The organism is Actinomyces sp. 2119 (genome assembly GCF_003591215.1).
In the GTDB taxonomy this organism is placed as follows: Bacteria; Actinomycetota; Actinomycetes; order Actinomycetales; family Actinomycetaceae; genus Actinomyces; species Actinomyces lilanjuaniae.
This window is the reverse complement of record NZ_QYRR01000010.1, coordinates 68,333-87,326: the sequence shown is the minus strand read 5'-3', so window position 1 is coordinate 87,326 and position 18,994 is coordinate 68,333. Positions and strand designations below refer to the sequence as shown.

At 71.4% G+C, this 18,994-nt stretch carries 13 protein-coding genes; 11 read left to right on the top strand and 2 right to left on the bottom strand.

From position 1 onward, the window contains the following. Window positions 1-311: 311 nt before the first annotated feature. From D4740_RS11865 to D4740_RS11815, 11 genes are all read left to right on the top strand, one after another. Window positions 312-1,499: a thiamine ABC transporter substrate-binding protein gene (locus tag D4740_RS11865; RefSeq protein ID WP_310732074.1), complete on the top strand. Its 1,188-nt coding sequence runs from the start codon at window positions 312-314 to the stop codon at window positions 1,497-1,499. Beyond that, window positions 1,496-3,331 (top strand): iron ABC transporter permease, encoded by a 1,836-nt coding sequence (locus D4740_RS11860; RefSeq protein WP_259390708.1) that lies wholly within the window; start codon window positions 1,496-1,498, stop codon window positions 3,329-3,331. Before D4740_RS11865 ends, D4740_RS11860 begins: the two co-directional genes overlap by 4 nt. Window positions 3,332-3,333: 2 nt before the next feature. Further along, complete coding sequence (locus tag D4740_RS11855; RefSeq protein WP_243106869.1) at window positions 3,334-4,641, top strand: ABC transporter ATP-binding protein; 1,308 nt, start codon at window positions 3,334-3,336, stop codon at window positions 4,639-4,641. A gap of 270 nt (window positions 4,642-4,911) precedes the next feature. Continuing rightward, on the top strand, window positions 4,912-6,045 hold the full coding sequence (locus D4740_RS11850) for a hypothetical protein (RefSeq protein ID WP_119836223.1): 1,134 nt from the start codon (window positions 4,912-4,914) through the stop codon (window positions 6,043-6,045). A 70-nt stretch (window positions 6,046-6,115) separates the two neighbouring features. Beyond that, window positions 6,116-6,835, top strand: a complete 720-nt coding sequence (locus D4740_RS11845; protein WP_119836224.1) for a DUF6620 family protein — start codon at window positions 6,116-6,118, stop codon at window positions 6,833-6,835. Window positions 6,836-7,064: 229 nt separating this feature from the next. After that, on the top strand, window positions 7,065-8,861 hold the full coding sequence (locus D4740_RS11840; RefSeq protein WP_119836225.1) for an HSP90 family protein: 1,797 nt from the start codon (window positions 7,065-7,067) through the stop codon (window positions 8,859-8,861). A gap of 60 nt (window positions 8,862-8,921) precedes the next feature. Continuing rightward, on the top strand, window positions 8,922-12,143 hold the full coding sequence (locus tag D4740_RS11835; RefSeq protein WP_119836226.1) for a hypothetical protein: 3,222 nt from the start codon (window positions 8,922-8,924) through the stop codon (window positions 12,141-12,143). Between the two features lie 103 nt (window positions 12,144-12,246). Next, a complete protein-coding gene (locus tag D4740_RS11830; protein ID WP_119836227.1) occupies window positions 12,247-13,110 on the top strand; it encodes a glutathione S-transferase C-terminal domain-containing protein in 864 nt (287 codons plus the stop codon). A gap of 298 nt (window positions 13,111-13,408) precedes the next feature. Beyond that, on the top strand, window positions 13,409-14,770 hold the full coding sequence (locus D4740_RS11825) for a hypothetical protein (protein ID WP_147392864.1): 1,362 nt from the start codon (window positions 13,409-13,411) through the stop codon (window positions 14,768-14,770). Window positions 14,771-14,772: 2 nt separating this feature from the next. Beyond that, the gene (locus tag D4740_RS11820) at window positions 14,773-15,537 is read left to right on the top strand and encodes a hypothetical protein (RefSeq protein WP_147392865.1); all 765 of its coding nucleotides are present in this window, start codon (window positions 14,773-14,775) and stop codon (window positions 15,535-15,537) included. A gap of 4 nt (window positions 15,538-15,541) precedes the next feature. Then, a complete protein-coding gene (locus tag D4740_RS11815) occupies window positions 15,542-16,018 on the top strand; it encodes a hypothetical protein (RefSeq protein WP_119836230.1) in 477 nt (158 codons plus the stop codon). A 180-nt stretch (window positions 16,019-16,198) separates the two neighbouring features. Here D4740_RS11815 and D4740_RS11810 read toward each other — a convergent pair whose 3' ends face one another. Continuing rightward, window positions 16,199-17,176, bottom strand: coding sequence for a hypothetical protein (locus tag D4740_RS11810; RefSeq protein ID WP_259390710.1), 978 nt, complete (start codon window positions 17,174-17,176; stop codon window positions 16,199-16,201). Between the two features lie 252 nt (window positions 17,177-17,428). Further along, window positions 17,429-18,775: a DUF4921 family protein gene (locus D4740_RS11805; protein WP_119836231.1), complete on the bottom strand. Its 1,347-nt coding sequence runs from the start codon at window positions 18,773-18,775 to the stop codon at window positions 17,429-17,431. Window positions 18,776-18,994: the final 219 nt, after the last annotated feature.

Here is an 18,994-nt window from a genome sequence, read left to right as displayed (position 1 = left end):
CCCCGCCGCCAGGCAGCCCGGGTCCGGCCAGCGTGCCAACCACCACGGCCAACCCGGCCCCGTCAGCGGCAGCGGCGCTGAGAGTGCGGGCACCCGCAGACCCTCGAACCTGCTCCGGCTAGCACCGGCGAAGGAAGTCGAGACATCTCCCTGGGCAGTGCGCGCAGCACCGTGGCCAGCGTGCCGCCTGCCCAGGCCCTCCGGACCACCATCCTGGAGGCACAGCCATGACAACCATGACAACAACACAGACACCCCAGAGCAGCCGACTCCGGCCGTGCGCTCACGCCCAGCCGTGCAGCCGTTCCCAGGTGCGCACTGGCCCCCGGCTGCTGGTTCCGCAGCCACTGACCCGGCTGGGGCCGGGACGCTCCCGTTCCCGCCTCAGCCCCGCCCCCACCTGCGCCGCCCGCCTCAGCCCCACCCCTTCCCGCCGCAGCCTTCTCACCGCCGGGGGCGCCGGGGCGCTGGCGGCCACGCTGTCGGCCGCCCTGGCCGCCTGCTCAGGCGGGGACCCCGGCGGCGCAGCCTCCGGCAGCACCGTCACTGTGGTCACCCACGACTCCTTCAGCCTCTCCGAGGACCTCCTCGCCGCCTTCGAGGCCGACACCGGCTACACGCTGACCACCCTGCCCTCCGGTGACACCGGCGAGCTGGTCAACCGGCTTGTTCTCACCAAGGACGCCCCCCTGGGCGACGCCGTCTACGGCATCGACAACACCTACGCCTCCCGAGCCCTGGCCGAGGGCGTCATCGACACCACCGCCGTCCCCGCCCTGCCCCCGGGGGCCGACGGCTACGTCGTCGAGGACACCCCTGCCCTGGCCCCCGTCGACGTCGGCGACGTCTGCCTCAACATCGACACCGCCTACTTCGCCGACCGCGACCTCGCTGCACCGAGCACCTTTGAGGACCTCGCCGACAGCGACTACGCCCCCCTCCTGGTGGCCATCGACCCCTCCACCTCCTCCACCGGCCTGGCCTGGATGCTGGCCACCGTCGGCCACTTCGGCACCGGTGCCGGCTCCGGCTTCGCCAGCTACTGGAAGACGCTGGTCGAGGGCGGGACCCGCATCGACGCCGGGTGGTCCGACGCCTACTACACCGACTTCACCGCAGGCGGCGGCCAGGGCTCCTACCCGGTCGTGGTGTCCTACTCCTCCTCGCCCGCCTACACCCTCACCGACGACGGCTCGGCCACCACCACCGCGGCCCTGCCTGCCACCGCCTTCCGCCAGGTGGAGTACGCCGGGGTGCTCACCGGGGCCGCCAACCCGGAAGGAGGCCGGGCCTTCGTGGAGTGGATGCTCTCCCGGGCGGTCCAGGAGGACATCCCCGGCCAGATGTACATGTACCCCGTGGATGCCGAGGCCTCCCTGCCCCCCGAGCTGGAGTCCTTCGGGCCGCTGGCTCCCGACCCCGTCACTGTCAGCCCCCAGGACATCACCGCCCACCGGGAGGAGTGGCTGAGCGCCTGGAGCGAGGCTGTCGGCGCGTGAGCCCGGCAGCAGGCGGGGTGCCCGAGCGCCCGGGGAACAGCGAGCCCGACAGCCTTGCCCCGGTCACGCGACGGGGCGGGCACGGGCGTACCGGTGAGCCCGGGCACCCCAGGTCCGGCGGTCACGTCGGCCGGGCAGGAGCGCCCCTGTCCCGGGCCGGCCCGCCCGGCCCGAGGCCCAGCTGGGCGGAGCGCCTGGGCTGGACCCTGGCGCTCGCCCTGCCTCTGGGCCTGCTCGCCCTCCTGTTCGCCTGGCCGGTGGCCACCCTGGTGGCGCGCGGCCTGGCCCCCGAGGGCGTGCCCGACCCCGGTGGTGTCGCCGAGGTCCTTACCCGGGAGCGCACCTGGCGGGTCCTGCGACAGACCCTGGTCCAGGCCGCCCTGGCCACCACCGCCTGCGTGGTCCTGGGCGTGCCCGGGGCGCTGGTCCTCTACCGACGCCGCTTCCCTGGGCGGGGCCTGCTGCGCGCCGTGGTCACCGTCCCCTTCGTGCTGCCCACCGTCGTGGTGGGCACCGCCTTCCACGCGCTGGTCACCACCGGCGGCCCCCTGGAGGCGCTGGGCCTGGACGGGACGACGACGGCGGTGGTCGCCGCCCTGGCCTTCTTCAACTACGGCCTGGTGGTACGCACTGTGGGCACCATGTGGTCCCGGCTGGACCCCCGCGCCGTGGAGGCCGCCCGGGCGCTGGGGGCCTCACCGGCCCGTGCCCTGGCTACCGTCACCCTGCCCGCCCTGGCTCCTGCCGTGGCCTCCTCCGCCTCGCTGACCTTCCTGTTCAGCGCCACTGCCTACGGGGTGGTCCTGGTGCTGGGCGGCCCGAGCACGGGCACCGTCGAGACCGAGATCTATGTGCTCACCACCCAGTACCTCGACCTGCGGGCGGCGGCCGTCCTGTCCATGCTCCAGCTCGGTGTCGTCGCTGCGGCCCTGTGGGTGGCCGAGCGTGCCCGACGGGCCACCCAGGTGCGCCTGCGCACGCGTACCGAGGTGAGGCCCACCCGCCTGAGCCCTGCCGACCTGCCCGCCCTCCTGGTCACCGCTGCCACCGTCGCCGGGTTGCTGGTGGCCCCCATGGCGGTCCTGGTGACGCGCTCCCTACAGCGCGACGGCGCCTGGACCCTGGCCAACTATGCCGACCTGGCCACCACCGGGGGGCGCAACGCGTTGGTGGTCACCGTGTGGCAGGCGGCCGCAGCCTCCGTGCGGGTGGCCGTGGTCGCCGCCATCATCGCCCTGGTGGTGGGGGTGGCTGTCAGCCTGCTCCTGTCCCGACGGCCCCGGGGGCGCTGGCTCGCCCGGGCGCTGGTCGTCCTGGACGCCGTCTTCATGCTGCCTCTGGGGGTCTCCGCGGTCACCGTGGGCTTCGGCTTCCTCATCACCCTGAGCCGCCCGCCCCTGTCCCTGACTCGCTCCTGGTGGGTGCTGCCCCTGGCCCAGGCGGTGGTGGCCGTCCCCCTGGTGGTGCGCACTCTCCTGCCGTCCCTGCGCGCTGTCGACCCCCGCCAGCGCCAGGCCGCCGCCGCCCTGGGAGCCGGGCCGGGCCGAGTGCTGCTGAGCGTGGACGGCCCCCAGGCGCTGCGCTCGGGCGGGCTGGCCGCAGGTCTGGCCCTGGCGACCTCCCTGGGCGAGTTCGGGGCGACGTCGTTCCTGGCCCGCCCCCAGGAGCCCACCTTGCCGGTGGTGGTCTACCGCCTCATCTCCAGCCCGGGGGCGCAGAACCAGGGGATGGCCCTGGCCGCCGGGGTCGTGCTCGCCGTGGGGGCGGGACTGGTCATGCTGGGATGCGAGGCGCTGGCGCGCGTGGCTGAGCTGAGAGGACAGGAGCGATGACCATGACCAGGACGATCATGACCAGGAGGATCATGACCAGCATGAGTCCCGGGACCAGCAGCAACGGTACGGCCGGTACGACTAGCGGTGCGCCCGGGACCAGTGGCGCCGCCACAGGTGAGGCCGCCGGTACAGCCAGCACGGCCGGCCCGGGCGCCAGGGGCCTGTCCGTACGCGGCCTCGCCGTGACCTATGGGGGGCGCACTGCTACCGGTGCCGTCAGCGGCCTCGACCTTGACGTGGCCCCCGGGGAGGTCGTCGCGCTCCTGGGTCCCTCCGGCTGTGGCAAGTCCTCGCTGCTGCGCGCCGTGGCAGGCCTGGAGGACCTGGCCGCCGGGGAGGTCCGCTGGGACGGTGAGGACGTGGTGGGCCTGCCTGTCCACCGGCGCGGGTTCGGGCTGATGTTCCAGGACGGGCAGCTCTTTGAGCACCGCGACGTGGCCGGGAACGTCGCCTACGGGCTGAGGCGGCTCCCGCGGGGCCAACGTGCCCAGAGGGTGGAGGAGATGCTGGCGCTCGTGGGGCTGTCCGGCCTGGGGCGGCGCCGGGTGGCGACGCTGTCGGGCGGCCAGGCCCAGCGTGTGGCCCTGGCCCGCTCACTGGCCCCCTCCCCACGGCTCCTCCTGCTGGACGAGCCCCTGTCCTCCCTGGACCGTGCCCTGCGTGACCAGCTGGCCGCAGACCTGCGCTCCATCCTGCGTGCCCAGGGAACCACCGCCCTCTATGTCACCCACGACCAGGACGAGGCGATGACTGTGGCTGACCGTGTCGGTGTCATGGGTTCGGGCCGCCTCCTGCGGCTGGACACCCCCGAGAGGCTGTGGGCGCACCCGGGCAGCGACGAGGTCGCCAGGTTCCTCGGCTTCGGGCCGTTCCTGGCCGCGGGGGCGGGGGGCGGGTCCTGCCTCGCCCTGGCGCCCGGGGCGCTGCGGGCACAGGAGTCCGGGGAGACTCTGAGGGTCTCACCAGGCACAGGCTCCGGGCAGGTCGGTGCCGGGGAGTCGGCAGCCACCGGGAAGGCAGGGGAGCAGACGGGAGCACCGGGTCTGAGGACGCAGCCGCCGGTCAGGCTGGTCGGCGCCACCCTGGGCTCGAGGGTGCGCCGGGGCAGGTGGGAGGTGGAGGTCCTCCTCGGGCCCGGCCAGGTGGTCACTCTGGGTGCCGACCGGTTCGTGACCACGGGGCGCGAGCGGGTTGCCGTCGTGGCCAGGGCTGCCAGTCAGCCAGGTGAGCCGGTGATCGCGCTGCTCGACCTGACAAGGACCGCGCTCCTGCCTCGGTACGCAGGGGGCGGGGAGCCGGCCTCATGACGGTGGGCCTGGCGGTGGACGCCGCGATCCTGTGCGAGGGGCGGGGACGTGGGCGGCTGCCGGACTGTGACGGGCAGGCGGGTCAGTGAGAGGTAAGTGAGAGGTAGCAGCATCCCGTAGCCTTGTGCCGGTGGGTGCTGCCGGGACACGGCGGCCCCGCCTCTGGCCACCTGTCCACCACCGCCCGTCTCTCTTCTGCCTTTCCGTTCTGTCTTCTCCGTCTTTCTCGTCTTTTGCCTGTCGTCACCTTCCCAGCGCAAGGAGGCAGTTGTGCCCACCTATGCCCACTACCGCAGCCAGCTGGAGGCGCTGACTGAGCGCCTGCGGGTCTACCTGGACCGCCTGGAGGCGCGCGCTCGCGAGTACACCGCCCAGGCCGCCTCCGTGACCGCCGGGCTCCAGGTGAGCGACCCCGGGGCCGCACAGGAGCACCGTGCAGAGGTCCGTCGCACCGTCATGTACCTCCACACCAAGGCGCAGCGCACCTTCGACCAGCATCTTGCTCCCTTTGGCAGGATCGACGACGACCACCTCACCCCGCAGGAGCGCGCTGCCCTGGAGAACCTCCTGGAGACGGCCAGGGCTATGGTGGGCGACTTTCGGACCCGGCTGGAGCGTGTCGTGGACGGGGCGCCCACCCGGTCCCGGCCAGGCCTGGAGGACCAGGCTACCGACCAGATCCCGGCGTACCAGCCCCCTGAACAGCCCCGGCAGGACCTTGCTCAGCAGGACCTGCCCTACCACGACGTGCCCCAGTCCGCGGGGTGGGACAGGGCGGTCGAGGACTGGAGGCTGGCCCAGGCCTCCTTCACCTGTCAGCGGTGCGGCACCCGCGTGCCTCTTCCCGAGCTCTACCACGTGGCGGTCTACCTCACCTGCCCGGGTTGCGGCTCCCGGGTCGTCTTCCAGCCCTCCCCCGCCATGCAGGCGGCACCGGAGTGGGCGGAGGAGCTGGCGCAGGAGCAGGCTGCCCCGCAGAGACGCCGCTATGAGGAGCAGACCGCCCAGGAGTCGGCCCCGGGGATGAGGCTGGTCCACGACGTGTACTACCGGCTGGCCTGGTTCCACGCGCTCTCCAGCATGCTGCCCTTCTACGCCAGGACCAGGAGGCAGGCTTTCCTGGGCGAGCTGGGCTCCTGCTACCAGCCGCAGAGCAGCCCGCAGAGTTCCCGCTACGCCGAGATGGAGTACGTCAACATCATCGGCTCCTTCGGGGACTACGCAGCCGTGCTCCGCCAGCAGGGGCTCGCCGCTCACCTGGAGCTGCTGCTCGCTGTGGTGCGCTCGGTCATGCGCCCCGGGGACGCCCTGGCTCACAGCGTGCTGGAGGGCACCTACACCGAGGCCGCCTACCAGCAGCGTGCCGACGCGGCCCTGCGGCTGCCCGACGCCCTGCCGCGTTGACCGGCGTGACCGGAGGCTGACCCGCCCCTGTCCTGGACCTGCCCGACGACCCCTCCGAGAGGACTCCACCATGTCCGGATACAGCGCCGAGAGCTACTACCGCCTGGACCTGCCCCACGGCTTCAGCCGTCCCATGAACGTGGGGATACCGGGGGAGGAGATGGTCCACCTGCACTATCCGCAGGTGCCCGCGAACCTGCCCCCGGGCGCTGCCGAGTACGCTCAGGCCTGGTGGCAGACCTGGAGCCCCCTGCTCGACGGGCACATCGACGTCGCTCGTGCCGCTGAGGCGGGCAACATCCCCCAGGCCGAGCAGCTGCTCTACAACTGGGAGCAGTCCGTCCTGCGGGCCAGTGCCGACGCGCACCAGATGGGTGACTTCCAGGGAGGGCGCACCCTGGTGATCGGCTCCGACGAGATCGAGGGACGCTTTGCCGACGTCGTCGACGCGCTGCGGGAGTTCATGCGGGTCCGTGCTGCTGGTGGGGACGACTCGGAGGCTGTCGGTACCGCCCACCTGGCTATCGGTGACCTCCACATCGACCTCAACCGCTTCGTGGCGCTCTTCCTGGCCAGCCCTACCGTCACGGTGACCGCCCAGGTCGAGGAGGCGGATCCGGCCGACCTGGCCGCAGAGGCGGAGCCGGTCGGCCAGCTCGACGCGTCCAGGCGCGTGCCCAGCGACGTACCGGACGCTTTCAATGACACGCCCCGGGACACGCCCCGGGACACGCCCTGGGACACGCCCTGGGACACGCCCCGGGACATTGCCGCTGACATCGAGTTCTGAGACGCCTGGCCCGTCCCGGAGCGGACGGGCCGCCCGCGTTGTGATGAGGCTTCCAGCAAGCTGACGGACACTGGGCGACGGACCTGGCCGGACCCGGCTAGGCTCGGCAGCCGAGGCCGCCTGGCCAGGCGGGCGGTCCGTGACGCCCTGGCACCGCCGTTCCAGGGCGGACCTGCACGGCACGGGAGACGCGACGCGGGGACCAGACAGGAAGGAGCTCTCTGAGCCGATGGCAGCATTCCAGGTTGACCTGCGCGGGATGGTGGACCTCCTCTCGCGCAACCTCTACTCGGGCCCCCGTGTCTATGTCCGCGAGCTGCTCCAGAACACGGTGGACGCCATCGCGGCCCGGCGCGCCCTGGACCCGGGCTGCCCCGCCGAGGTCACCCTCACTGTCGCCGACGGAGGCCTGACCTGCCACGACACCGGTGTCGGGCTGACGCTGGAGGAGGCCGGAGAACTCCTGTCAACCATCGGTACCTCCTCCAAGCGTGACGAGCTGGGGCTGGCGCGTGGCGACTACCTGGGCCAGTTCGGTATCGGCATGCTGTCGTGCTTTATGGTCTCCAGCGAGATCCTGGTGCGCTCCCGGTCCGCCCGTGCCCCGGACAGCCCCACTGTGACCTGGACGGGCAGCACCGACGGGACCTACGAGGTGCGCGCCCTGGACCCTGGCGACCCCACCAGCCTGGACCATCCGGGCACCAGCGTCACGCTGACCGGCCTGCCCGGCGAGCCGTGGCTGGAGTCGGCCACGGTGCGTGCCCTGGTGGACGAGTTCGGCTCCCTGCTCCCGGTCGAGGTCCAGGTACGCAGTGGTGGGGGGACCCTCACCCGCCACGCCCGCCAGGCCGCCCCGTGGGAACTGACCCGCCAGGAGCAGGAGGACTGGTGCCGTGAGCACCTGGGGGTCGACCCCTTCGACGTCATCGATCTGAAGGTGCCTGCCGCCGGGCTGCGTGGGATCGCGGTAGTGGTGACTGCGGCCCACCCCACGGCCGGCGCCCACCACACCGCCTATGTCAGGCGCATGCTCGTCTCGCGCCACGCGGAGGGGCTGGCCCCGGAGTGGGCCTACTTCGTGCGGGTGGTGGCCGATGCCTCCCACCTGCGCCTGACCGCCTCGCGCGAGCAGCTCGTGGACGACGACCTGCGCTGCCACACCCAAGAGGCAGTCGGCCAGGCGGTGCGCGCCTGGCTGGAGCGCCTGGCGCGTACCGACCCCGGGGGCTTCGCCGAGTTCATGGCCGCCCACGCCGTGGGGCTGCGCAGCGTCGCCGTCAGCGACGGCGCCATGCTGGAGCTGGTGGTGTCCTACGCGCCGATGGAGACGACCCTGGGGCCGAGGACTCTCTCCCAGCTGGCCTCCAGCGGGCAGAGAGTCCGGTTTACCCGGACCGTGGACCAGTACCGGGCGCTGGCGGACGTAGCCGCTGCCCAGGGCATCGTCCTGGTCAACGCGGGCTACGCCTATGAGGAGGAGGTCGTCTCCGCCTTCCTGGCCCGCGCCGACCTCCTGGGTGCCAGGGCGGACATCGCGCTGGTGGACCCCGGCGAGCTGCTGGAGGCCTTCACCCCCTGCTCCCCGGCGGAGGAGGCGCAGGCCCTCGACGTCCTCGTGCTCGCTTCCCAGGCAATCGACCCCCAGGACTGCGAGGTGGTCATGCGCCGCTTCGAGCCGACCAGCCTGCCGGCCCTCTACCTGCCCGACCCTGACCTGGCCGGCCTTGTGGCCGTGCGCGTCTCCCACCCGGCGGCCTCCGGCGTGTGGTCGCAGGTCCTGGGTGTGGCTGACCCGCTCGCAGGCACCCGCGTGCCCCGCCTCGTCCTCAACCGGGCCAACCCGCTGATCGTCCGGCTGGTGACAGCAGGGGCGGATGACGCCGTCGTCGTGCAGATGCTGCGCGGCCTCTATATCCAGTGCCTCCTCCAGGGCAGGCAGACCCTGGGACCCAGGGAGCGCTCGTGGGCCGCCGAGACGCTCGGTGCCCTGCTGGACGCAGCCCTGCCGGGGCCGCAGCCATGACGCCGCGACGCCGCCGCTCCTGACGCCGCCTCCTGCGCTCCTGACCGGAAGGAACCACCCATGACCACACGTGAAGACATCCGTGAGCGCCTCGCCTACGCCGACGCCCTGAGACGCGACCCCCGGGCCTCCGCGCTGGTCGCCGAGGCCGTCACCTGGGCAGACGCCCTGGGCGAGGAGGATCTTCAGGTCGTGGCGCGCCTGGCTCTGACCGACGGCTACCTGCACGGCAACGAGGAGTGGAAGGCGCTGGAACCCTTTGTGCGCAACCTCGCGCGCTACCAGGAGCGCCCGGACCTGTTCGACGCCGACCAGGCCCGCAGGCTGCGTCGGCACTTCACGCGGGTGGTTGCCGTGGCCGCCGCCAACCCGAGGGTGGCCAAGGGCCAGGTGCGCCAGCTGGAGGCCAGCCTGGAGGAGCTCTACCGCAGCGAGGGCGCCTCCATGCACGTGGTCCACGGTGTGCGGGCCACGGTGGCCGGATTGCTGGGACTGGAGGAGGAGGCCGCTGAGGAGCTAGCCGCGTGGAGGGCCACGCCCCGTGACGACAGCTCTGACTGCGAGGGCTGCGACCCCGCGCGCCAGGTGGCCTTCGCCTACCGGACGGAGAGGTGGGAGCTGGCGGTCGCCACAGCGGTGCCTGTGCTGCGCGGGGAGGTCGGTTGCGGTCTTCAGGCCCGTACGGTGCAGTCACGAGTGCTCCTGCCCCTGCTGGCCTCCGGGCGCCCCGGGGCGGCCTGGAACACCCACCTACGCTCCTACCGAGGGCTGCGGCGGGATCCGGGTGCCCTGCTGGCCGTGGGACATCATCTGGAGTACCTGGCGCTGGCAGGCAGGTGGGAGCGGGGTATGGAGGTCCTGCGTCGGCACGTGGGTTGGCTGGACCAGGCGGAGTCGGCCCACGTGCTGCTGGCCGCCCTGTGCGGGATGAGCCTGGTGCTCAGGGAGGTCGAGCGCGCCGGGGCCGGGGAGGAGGCACTGGGTGTGGTCGTGCCCGCTGAGGCCCTGTGGTGCCCCCACCCTGCCATGGGGACGGGCACCCCCGTGTCCCAGGCCTACGCCGGGCTGTCCGCCTGGGCCCGTCGGCTGGCGGCAGCCTACGATCGTCGCAACGGCAACACGACAGTCTCCGACCACCTGGAGCGCAGCCTCATCCGTGCCCCTCTCACCGAGGGTGCCGCTGACGGTCATGCTGACCGTCACGCTTATGGGGGCGGCGCTGACAGCGGCACTGTGGGCGGGGCTGACGGCCGTGCAGCGGGGAGGCTGGGGAGTCCGGGGAGCCTCGGCCTGCTGCGGGTGCCCGAGCCCCTGCCTGAGCCCGCACCCACCGACCTGTCGCCCGTCGAGGCCGGCGACGACGCTGATGTCGCCTCCGCCCTAGGGATCATCCCTCCCGGCTCGGGACAGGAGGCGGCGCTCGGCACCCCGGCGCCCGGCACTACGGATGTGGCCGCCTCCCGTGGGCCGCAGCCCGTGCAGGCCCGGGGGGACGAGCCCGGGGAGGAGTCGGCAGAGCAGGGTCAGCCCCTCCCGCCGACGGACCTGGCTCCTCCGGAGCCGGTGCGCGACGGCCAGGACGCCGTGCGCCGCTATGCCGAGCTGCGCAGGGTCGTGGGCTCCTCCTCCCTGGACCACTGGTTCGTGGTGGACCAGGTCGCCACCCGCGACCTCCTGCCCCCCGACCTGGTCGTGGAGGGGCTGGAGGCGCAGACAGGGCTGCTGCGGGCGGCAGCCCTGACCTGCCGTGGGGACATGGACGAGGCCGTCACGCAGCGCCTGCGGGTGCGCCCCCGGCTCCAGGCGGACTACGGGCCGCTGGGGGCCTGCTACATCGACCTGCTGAACCTGGACAACGAGATCACCGCTGACAGCATCGCCGATCGGGACCAGGCCGGTGAGCGTGAACAGCGCCTGGAGCGGGCCACGCGGCTGACCAGCCGGATCGCGGCGACGGTCGAGAGGCTCACCGGTGGTGGTTCGCGCACCAGTGGCAGACACGCTGCCCCAGGCGGTCCCTCTCCCGTCGGTGCCGTGGAGGAGCACGGGCACACAGGGCCGGGAAGCCCAGGCAGGGGCAGTGCGGGCGACCTCCTGGTGCTGGCTGCCGACGCCCTCATGGCGGGCGCCTCGGTCCTGACGGACCTGGAGGCCCGGGAGGAGGCGCTGCACGCCTTGGAGGCGGCTGCCGTCGCGGCCGCAGCGCTACCTGCTGACCGCCACGCCGAGAGGATCGAGGACATCCTGGACATGGCCCGTGCGGAGGTGCTGGCCGAGTGCGGCGACGCCGACACCGGAGGACGGCTGGCGGAGGAGGTCCTGCGCCGTCATGAGCGGGTCTCCCCGGTGCTGGCTGTTCGGGGACGGCGCACCCTGGGGGTCGCCGCGATGCGGACGGGGCGGCTCCCCGAGGCGGTCACGCACTTCCGTGAGCAGACCAGCGTCATGATGTCTGCCGGGATCGCCATGTACACGGTGACCTCCCTGCTGTCGCTGGGGACGGCGCTAGGTGCCTGTGAGCGCTACCTGGAGAGCGCCGAGGTCCTGGAGACGGCCTTGTCCCTGGCTGACAGGGCCGGTGCAGGCAGCCTGGTGGCCTATCTGCACCGGGAGCTGGCCCAGACGACTACGGCGCTGGGCGAGTACCACGACGTGGTGGACCACTCTCTGGCAGCCGCACAGGTCCTAGAGGCTCAGGGGCGGCAGGCAGCGGCTGGCGAGCACCTCGCCTGCGCGGCCGCGGCCGCCGCGAGCACCGGTGACAGCACCTGGGCGGCAGCCCTGTTCCAGCGGGCCGCCGCCACCAAGGACTCCAGCACAGACTCGGAGCGGGCAGAGCGGGGCAGGCTCCTGCGTCGGGCGGCGCGGGCGCTGGTGGACGACAGCCCCCTGTCCACGGCCCGCTCCCGCCTGGAGGAGGCCCTCGCCCTCATGCAGGAGGCCAGGGGGCTTGTTGAGGACGTGCCTGACACCGTCGGATACCCCGCCGCCTGGGAGCTGGGCGACTGGCACGACGACATGGCGTGGATCCTGTGGCGCACCGGTGAGAGCGGCCCTGCCCTGGAGCACTGCGAGAAGGCCTTCTCCGGCTACATGGTCTCCCACGACCGTGAGTCGGCCGCCCGGCCGCTGTGCCTTCTCGCCCGCCTGCACGCCCAGCGTGGCGAGAAGGGGGAGGCCCTGGCTGCGTGCGCGCGGGTGCGTGATCTCCTGGCTCACCCCCGCTGGGACGGTCACGACGCCCTGGGGCTCGTGGACAGTATCGAGGCCAGTCTGGGCTGAGCCTGTCGGTTCGCCACCTGAGAATATGGGGCCTGCCGGGGCTGGTCGGGGGATGATTGACTCCTGAGCACGACCGAGCCCCATCTTGACCCAGGAGGCGCACATGGGCCTGGCAGTATCCCACCGATTTACTGACGACGACCTTCCTGTGGAAGCAGGTCGTTACCGCCTGGTCGCCTCAGGGAGCTGCCCGTGGTGCCGCCGGGTGCTCATCGCCCGTCGCCTGCTGGGGCTGACAGAGGCGATCCCGGTGTCGTGGACCTACGGCAGAGGTGAGGACGGCTACTGGGAGCTGACCGGCCCGGACGGCGCCCCCGGGGAGGACCCTGTCCTGGGCGCTCGGTCGCTGGCGGAGGTCTATGCCACCACCCCCGGCTACGAGCCGCCTCCCACGGTCCCCGCCCTGGTGGACACCACGACCGGGCAGGTCGTCAGCGACGACTCCGGCTCCCTCCTGTTCGACCTGGCCACAGCCTGGTGGGACCTGCACCGCGACGGCGCCCCCGACCTCTACCCCCTGGGGCGGCGCAACTCCACCGACGCCTGGGACCGGTGGGTCGGTGAGCACGTCAACCGAGGGCACGCCGTGGCCACCCACTCCCAGGACGAGGCGGCGGCGGCCGAGGCCGCCAACGGGGTCCTGGTGGCCTTCGACGTCATCGACACCCTGCTGGCCCGGGCAACAGGGATGGAGGCCTCCCGGGAGGCTGGGCTGACTATGCTGGACGGCCCGCCCCTGTCCTCGCTGGTCTCCATCGGCCAGTTCCTGTGCGGGGACGCCCCCACGGGCAGTGACATCCGCCTGTTCACCACGGTGCAGGACTACGAGTACCGCGGACGGCAGGGCTACCCGGACGGGGAGGCCCCGCCGATCTCCTTCTGGCCTGCCCTGGCCCGCTGGTTCCGGGCGCTGGAGGGACGTGCCGGATGGGTCGGCCCTGAGGAGCGCAGCGCCCTGGGACTGTGAGGCAGCTGGGCTGGGGGCTCTGTCCCTAGAGTCCCTGGCCGCCGTATGCGGGGAACACATTCACGTTCAGGGGGGATTAGCTCTGCCCCTGAGTCCCTGACCGCCGTCCTGGTTCCCGCCCTCTTCCTGTTCTTCTTGCGCCTCCCTCCTGCGCTATTCGCCCCGCCTTGGTCTTCCGTGGCTCGCCAGGGCGGTCGTCAGGTCGCTCGTTGGGGCGATCGCCCCTGTGACAGGCTCGCTGCTCCTGCTGAGATGGTGGGCGGACCCCGGCAGGCGGGGGCGGGAAGGAAGAGCAGCAGTGAGCAGGAGCACACGTCATCGCGAGTCCGGTCAGGCGACTGTGGAGTACGTCGGGGCTGTTCTCATCGTGGTCGCGCTGCTCCTGGCGGTGGTTATCGCCGTCTCCCCGGCAGCCCGCCAGATCGGCTGCGAGCTGGTCTCCACGGTGAGCCGGGCGGTGGGAGGCCCGGAGCTGGAGTGCGGGGAGGCCAGCACCGAGGCCGAGGAGACCCACGAGCCGGATGGGCCGTGCAAGCTCTCTGAGTCGTCACGCAGCAGAAGCGTGAGCGTGTCGGTGTTCGCGACCGCTGACGGGACCGGGACGATCACGGTGGTGGAGATGAGCGACGGGACCTACCAGGTCTCCGCCACCAACACGGCCAACATCTCTATCGGGGAGGGCAAGGGAACTGACTACGGCCTTGAGGTGACGGTTGACGGCAACACCTACGGGGGTGGTGCCAGCGCTGGTATCGGTGCGGGGCTGAAGGGGGAGGCTACCGCGACCTACACCGTCAACTCCGCTGAGGAGGCCGAGCAGCTGCGGGCCTACCTGCAGCAGGCGGAGGAGGAGCAGGCTGTCTCGGCCGTCTCTGGTGTGGGCGGTTTTCTGTACTCCGCCTACAACTACGTCACGGACAGGAACGGTGCTCGCAGCTACACCCCGCCGGAGCCGACCTCCGTCACCTACGCCGGCGGGGTGACCACGAGTGCCAGTACCAGTGCCACCGGTGGTTCCACGCACGTGGAGGCGGGCGTCAACCAGGCCAACATGCTGGGAGTCACCACCTCCCCCGGCGACGGGACGACGACCGTGTACTACAGTGCCAAGGTGGACGGCTCGGTCCAGGGGAACAACGGCGTGCCCGGGATCAACCAGAGCGAGGGAGAGGCCTCCGGTGAGCAGGAGGCGGTCGTGGCGGTCACCTTTGACAAGGACGGGGAGCCGATCGAGACCTCGATGCAGCTGATGTACGCAGGGAACGCGGAGGCGTCGGCAACAAACCCCTTCGGCGACGACTGGACCACGGCTCCGGCCTCCGGTGGACGCATCTATGAGGCGACGATCGACCTGACCGGTCCGGACGCCGAGCAGGGCTGGGCGCTGGCCCGGGCGGTGGGGGCCGCGGGAGCGTCCTCCAACCCCATCGGGGCGCACTTCGCCCTGGCCGACTACATTGCCCAGGCGAGGGAGAACGGGACCGTCACCGCGCAGGACGTGGAGACTGAGGGACAGACCGACTTCGGGCTCAGTGCGAACTTCAAGCCGGGCGGGATCGGCTTCGGCTTCGGGTACTCTGACGAGAGCTCCTCCACCACGTACTCTAACGGCCGGTACCTGGAGGGTGACGAGTGGCTGCCGTGGGAAGGGTGCGAGTGACCATGACGACTGTGACGAGCCTGATGACGGCTGTGGCGACTATGGGGAGGCGCGCTCTGCCACGTCGGCCCAGGGGCGGCCCCCTGGCTCTCCCGCGTCGCTCGGCCCTGGCCCTGCCAGGTGCGCTGCTGGTGGCGGGCCAGGCGGGGTGCGCCCGGCAGGACGCGGAGCAGCAGGAGGGGGACCAGCAGGCGGCTGCGGCGACAGCGACCCCGGTGGAGTGGCGCAACCCCAACCAGGTGCGGCTGGAGCCGGAGTACGCGTCGCGGAATATTAAGCAGGTGACCCAGGAGGGGCAGGCCGTGACCCAGGACGGTCTCACCCTCACCGCCCCCGAGGGAACTACTGTGGAGAAGGGGGAGTCCAGCGGCGGCCAGGAGCAGACGACCATCCTCTTCCCTGACCTGGAGGGGGACCCCTCACCCGACGTCCACACCTTCTACGCCCCGGACCTGGGGCGCTCCCTGCTAGCGGAGAGCCAGTACCAGGAGATCTCCCTGCTGGCGGTCCAGCGCGGCACTAACCCGTACGTGGTCCGTAGCCGTGAGCAGTGGCCGGGTACGGAGGAGGCCTACTACATGACCTGGTACCACGTGGACACCCAGCGGGGATGGACCTCGCAGAGCCCTGGTGAGTGCGCGTCCCTGTGGATCAGTGACGGGGCTACGGGGATGTGGGCGGTGCTGGCGGTGGCCGGACCGGGGCAGCTGCTGTCCGGGTCCAGCCCGGTCATGGACACCCTTCTTAGCGCGAGGATCGGGGAGTGAGCAGATGAGCGGTGGTCGTGTCCGGTGGGGCAACGTCGTGGTGACGGGGCTCGTGGGCGTGGTCGTCTACCTGGTGGTGTTCGTGGCGCTGGCTGTGGCGCGTCCGGCCGGGGAGGCCCTGGGCCTGTTCGACGCGGGGCCGCTGAGGCCGTTCTACCTCGTTGAGGTGCTGCGTGCCGCTGTGGTGAGCCTGGTGGGGCTCGTGGCGCTGCGCAACAGGCAGGAGGGGCGCGGGCGAGGCAGGGACGGCGTCCCGGTCCCCGGCCCCTGGGACCCCGTAGGAGTGTCCGAGGGCGCCGCCCCGTCCTTCTTCCTGGTCCACGCGCTGCTCTATGCGGCGATAGCGGTCGTCGTCATCTGTGGCGGTGATCTCGTGCTGTCGGGCCTGAGTGCTGACACGCTTCTGGAGGCTGCGGCGCTGGTCGCGGGTAGTCTGCTGGCCGTCCCCCTGGTACGGGGGCTGGGAGCGCGCCGCGTGTGACCGGCGGTGTCCTCCACCCCTAGGAGACAAGAACGTCATAGGACAACAGAAAATCTTGTTGTCCTATGACGTTCTTGGTGTCATTCTTGGTGCCAGGCCTCGCGGTGCCCAGTCCCCGACTGGCTGCCCGGTGGGCCTGAGCCCGCCCCGGTCAGCCCTTGCGCGCAGCCCGCGGCCGCCCTAGCCGAGGGTGACGAAGACCTTGTCGTCCAGTATCCCCGGCTGGACCGCCAGCACGCCGTCCTGGGCCGAGTCGGAGGGCACGGCGATGGCCTCGTTCCCGGTGACGCTGCCGCCGCTGTACAGGGTGGTCAGGGTGTCGATCGCGTCCGGGGCCACGGCCAGCGTGTCGAGGGTGGTCATCGTCGTCCCGTCGGCGGAGACATAGCTGACGGTGGACATGGGAGTGCCCCCGTTCGGGTCGTCTCCCAGGTAGGTGATGGTGTAGTTGACCAGAATGTACTGGTAGCCCTCAGGAGGCGCCTCGTTGAACGGGTTCTCCGCCATCACGGTGTCGGTGGCGTCGAGTTCCACTGAGTTCACGACCACCTTCCACTCGCTGTTGCTGATTTCAGTGCCTAGGGGGAGCGGGTCCTCCCGGGTCCCGGGCTGGTCTGCTGCGGAGGAGCCCTGCTGGTCAGCGCCCGTGTCGCTGTCGGAGTCGGAGGTAGTGTCGGAGGCGGCCTCGGCGTCGGAGCCTGGGGAGGAGGTGGTCACTGGCCCGCCGTCGAGCGCCTCGCCCAGGCTGCCGGCGGCCAGCCCCAGGAACACCACCGCGCCGACAGCTGTCCCCACGATGGACAGGACAATGGCGACAATTGCCTGCCAGAGGGTCTCTCCCCTGCGGAACAGGGCCACAAGTCCGAGGACGAACGACACGGGGAGCAGCACCCAGCCGATAATGAGCGCCCCCGGGACGCAGGCAAAGATGAACCCGACGACCGCGCAGACCAGGGCAATGATTCCAATTGTATTGCGCCGCTTTTGCGCGGGCGCGTAAGGGGGTGTTCCGGGAGGGGATCCAGGGGCGCTAAAAGGTGTTCCCTGGGGTGTCCCGGAGGCAGGTTCCCCGGGTGTGCCGGGAGCCGCTGCGGGGGAGGCGTTAAAAGGCGAGCCAGCAGGTGTGGGAGGGTCGGGATAGTGGTTGGGGATTGTCATGGGTACTCCTATTTCGTGTGACAGGGATGGCGTGGAGGAACGCCGCCCGCCATCGTACCCATTTTTCTCTGAGGCTCTATATTCTTGTCTATATCGTGATTTCGGGTCCTGCTATCAAAGGAGTGGCATCAGGGACAGTGGGGTGGTGTGGTGTCGTGCCAGGTGCGGTGGCTCCAGGCGTGCCGCGCCACTGCCGTCTGCGAGCTGCTGCGACCCTGCCTGGACACCCTTGGCACGCTCCGACGGGCAGGCTTAGGCCCGGGCGGCCAGGACCGGGTTGTACAGGAGCCGGTTGGGAGAGGTGGGGCACTCATGGCCGACGTCCATCGGGGCGATGCGCCCGCTAGCACGCAGGTCCTCCAGGCGCACCACCACGCGGTCGCGCAGCCGCCACGGGTCGATCGTGTTGAGGTAGATCTTGGTGCCGCCCTCGAAGCCCGCCAGGGTGGAGACCCGCCACTTCAGGGTCACGTGCCAGGGCATGGGCTGGTCGACGTCGGCGGGCTTGTGGTGCCACTCCTCGTTGCAGGGCACGTGCACGCCGGTGGCCGCGTGCAGGGCGTGGACCAGGTCGGACACGGCGTCGACCTCCTGGGTGCCCATGAGCCAGGGCTCGGTGGTGGGGGAGGTGGAGTACACCTCCAGGGTGGGGTAGCGGTGCCCGAAGCCGGCGAAGGCCACCGCGTGCTCGTTGCTGGCCACCAGCAGGCCCCGGTAGGCGGCGTAGTCCACCGCCATCTCGTTGTACAGGTTGGGGTTGGCCCGCACCCGGGTCAGCTCCAGCTCGGAGCTGACCCCACGCTCGTCGATGCTGACCAGCTGCTTGTGCAGGTGGTCAAAGCTCGCTCCCGCCGGGCGCAGCCAGTTCTGGAACACCGCGACGTAGCGCACCCACCGGTTGGCCGCGTACAGGTCCCGCATGGAGTCCACCGCCAGGCGCGTGTAGGCGCGGTGCTCCTCTACGCTCAGCGTGCCTGAGCTGGCCAGGCCGGAGGTGTCCACGGCGTCGTCGGTGTAGTGGCGCCGGGCGATAATGACGTCGTGGCCCCCGGCGAAGAAGCCGATCATGTGCCGCATCCGCTCGGCGTCGCCCATCGTCTCCCACTGGGTGGTAGTACCTCCCGCCGCCCGCAGCTTGGCGCGCAGCACCCCCATGACGTGCTCGCGGCCCACCGGGTCAGCCAGGTAGGTGCCCATGCGCTCCCGGGCGGCCTCGGGGATCTCGTAGCCGTGGTTGGCGTGCCAGTAGTCGTAGGAGAGGATCTCAAAGAGGTTGGGCACGCGGCGGAACTCCGCCACGGTGTCGTCCAGCTGGGAGGCCAGAAGGGCGTCGTGCTGGACGAAGCCACCGGCGGGGTCGCGCACCACGCGCGACTTCTCCGGTGGGGTGTCCGTATAGCGCCGTGAGCAGAAGGTGCAGGCCCGGGTGCGGTCGGCGTCGGTGAGAGGACGGACCTTGTCCACCGGCTGGGAGATCGGACGATTGCCCCGGCCGGGTACTGTCCACACCTGCGTGCCGGTGAAGGGGCTGATCTGCTTGACGGTGCCGTCGGCCATGCGGGTCAGGGGCTCGGGTGCGGGGGAGTACGGCGTCAGCATAGGCACCATTGTGACGCCTCGGACCGACGGGGGCAGGTCGGCCGCTCTCTGTGGTGGGGTTGTATGGAGCTGCACATCTTCAGGGTCTGGTTTGGTGGTGTGGGGCGGGTGGGTTGGCGGGATTGCGCGGCTGGTGGCTGGTCTGGTGGGGTGAAGATGTGCAGGAGAGACGGTGGTGCACATCTTCGGGTCGGGGAGGGGGGGCGAGGCGGGGTCGGT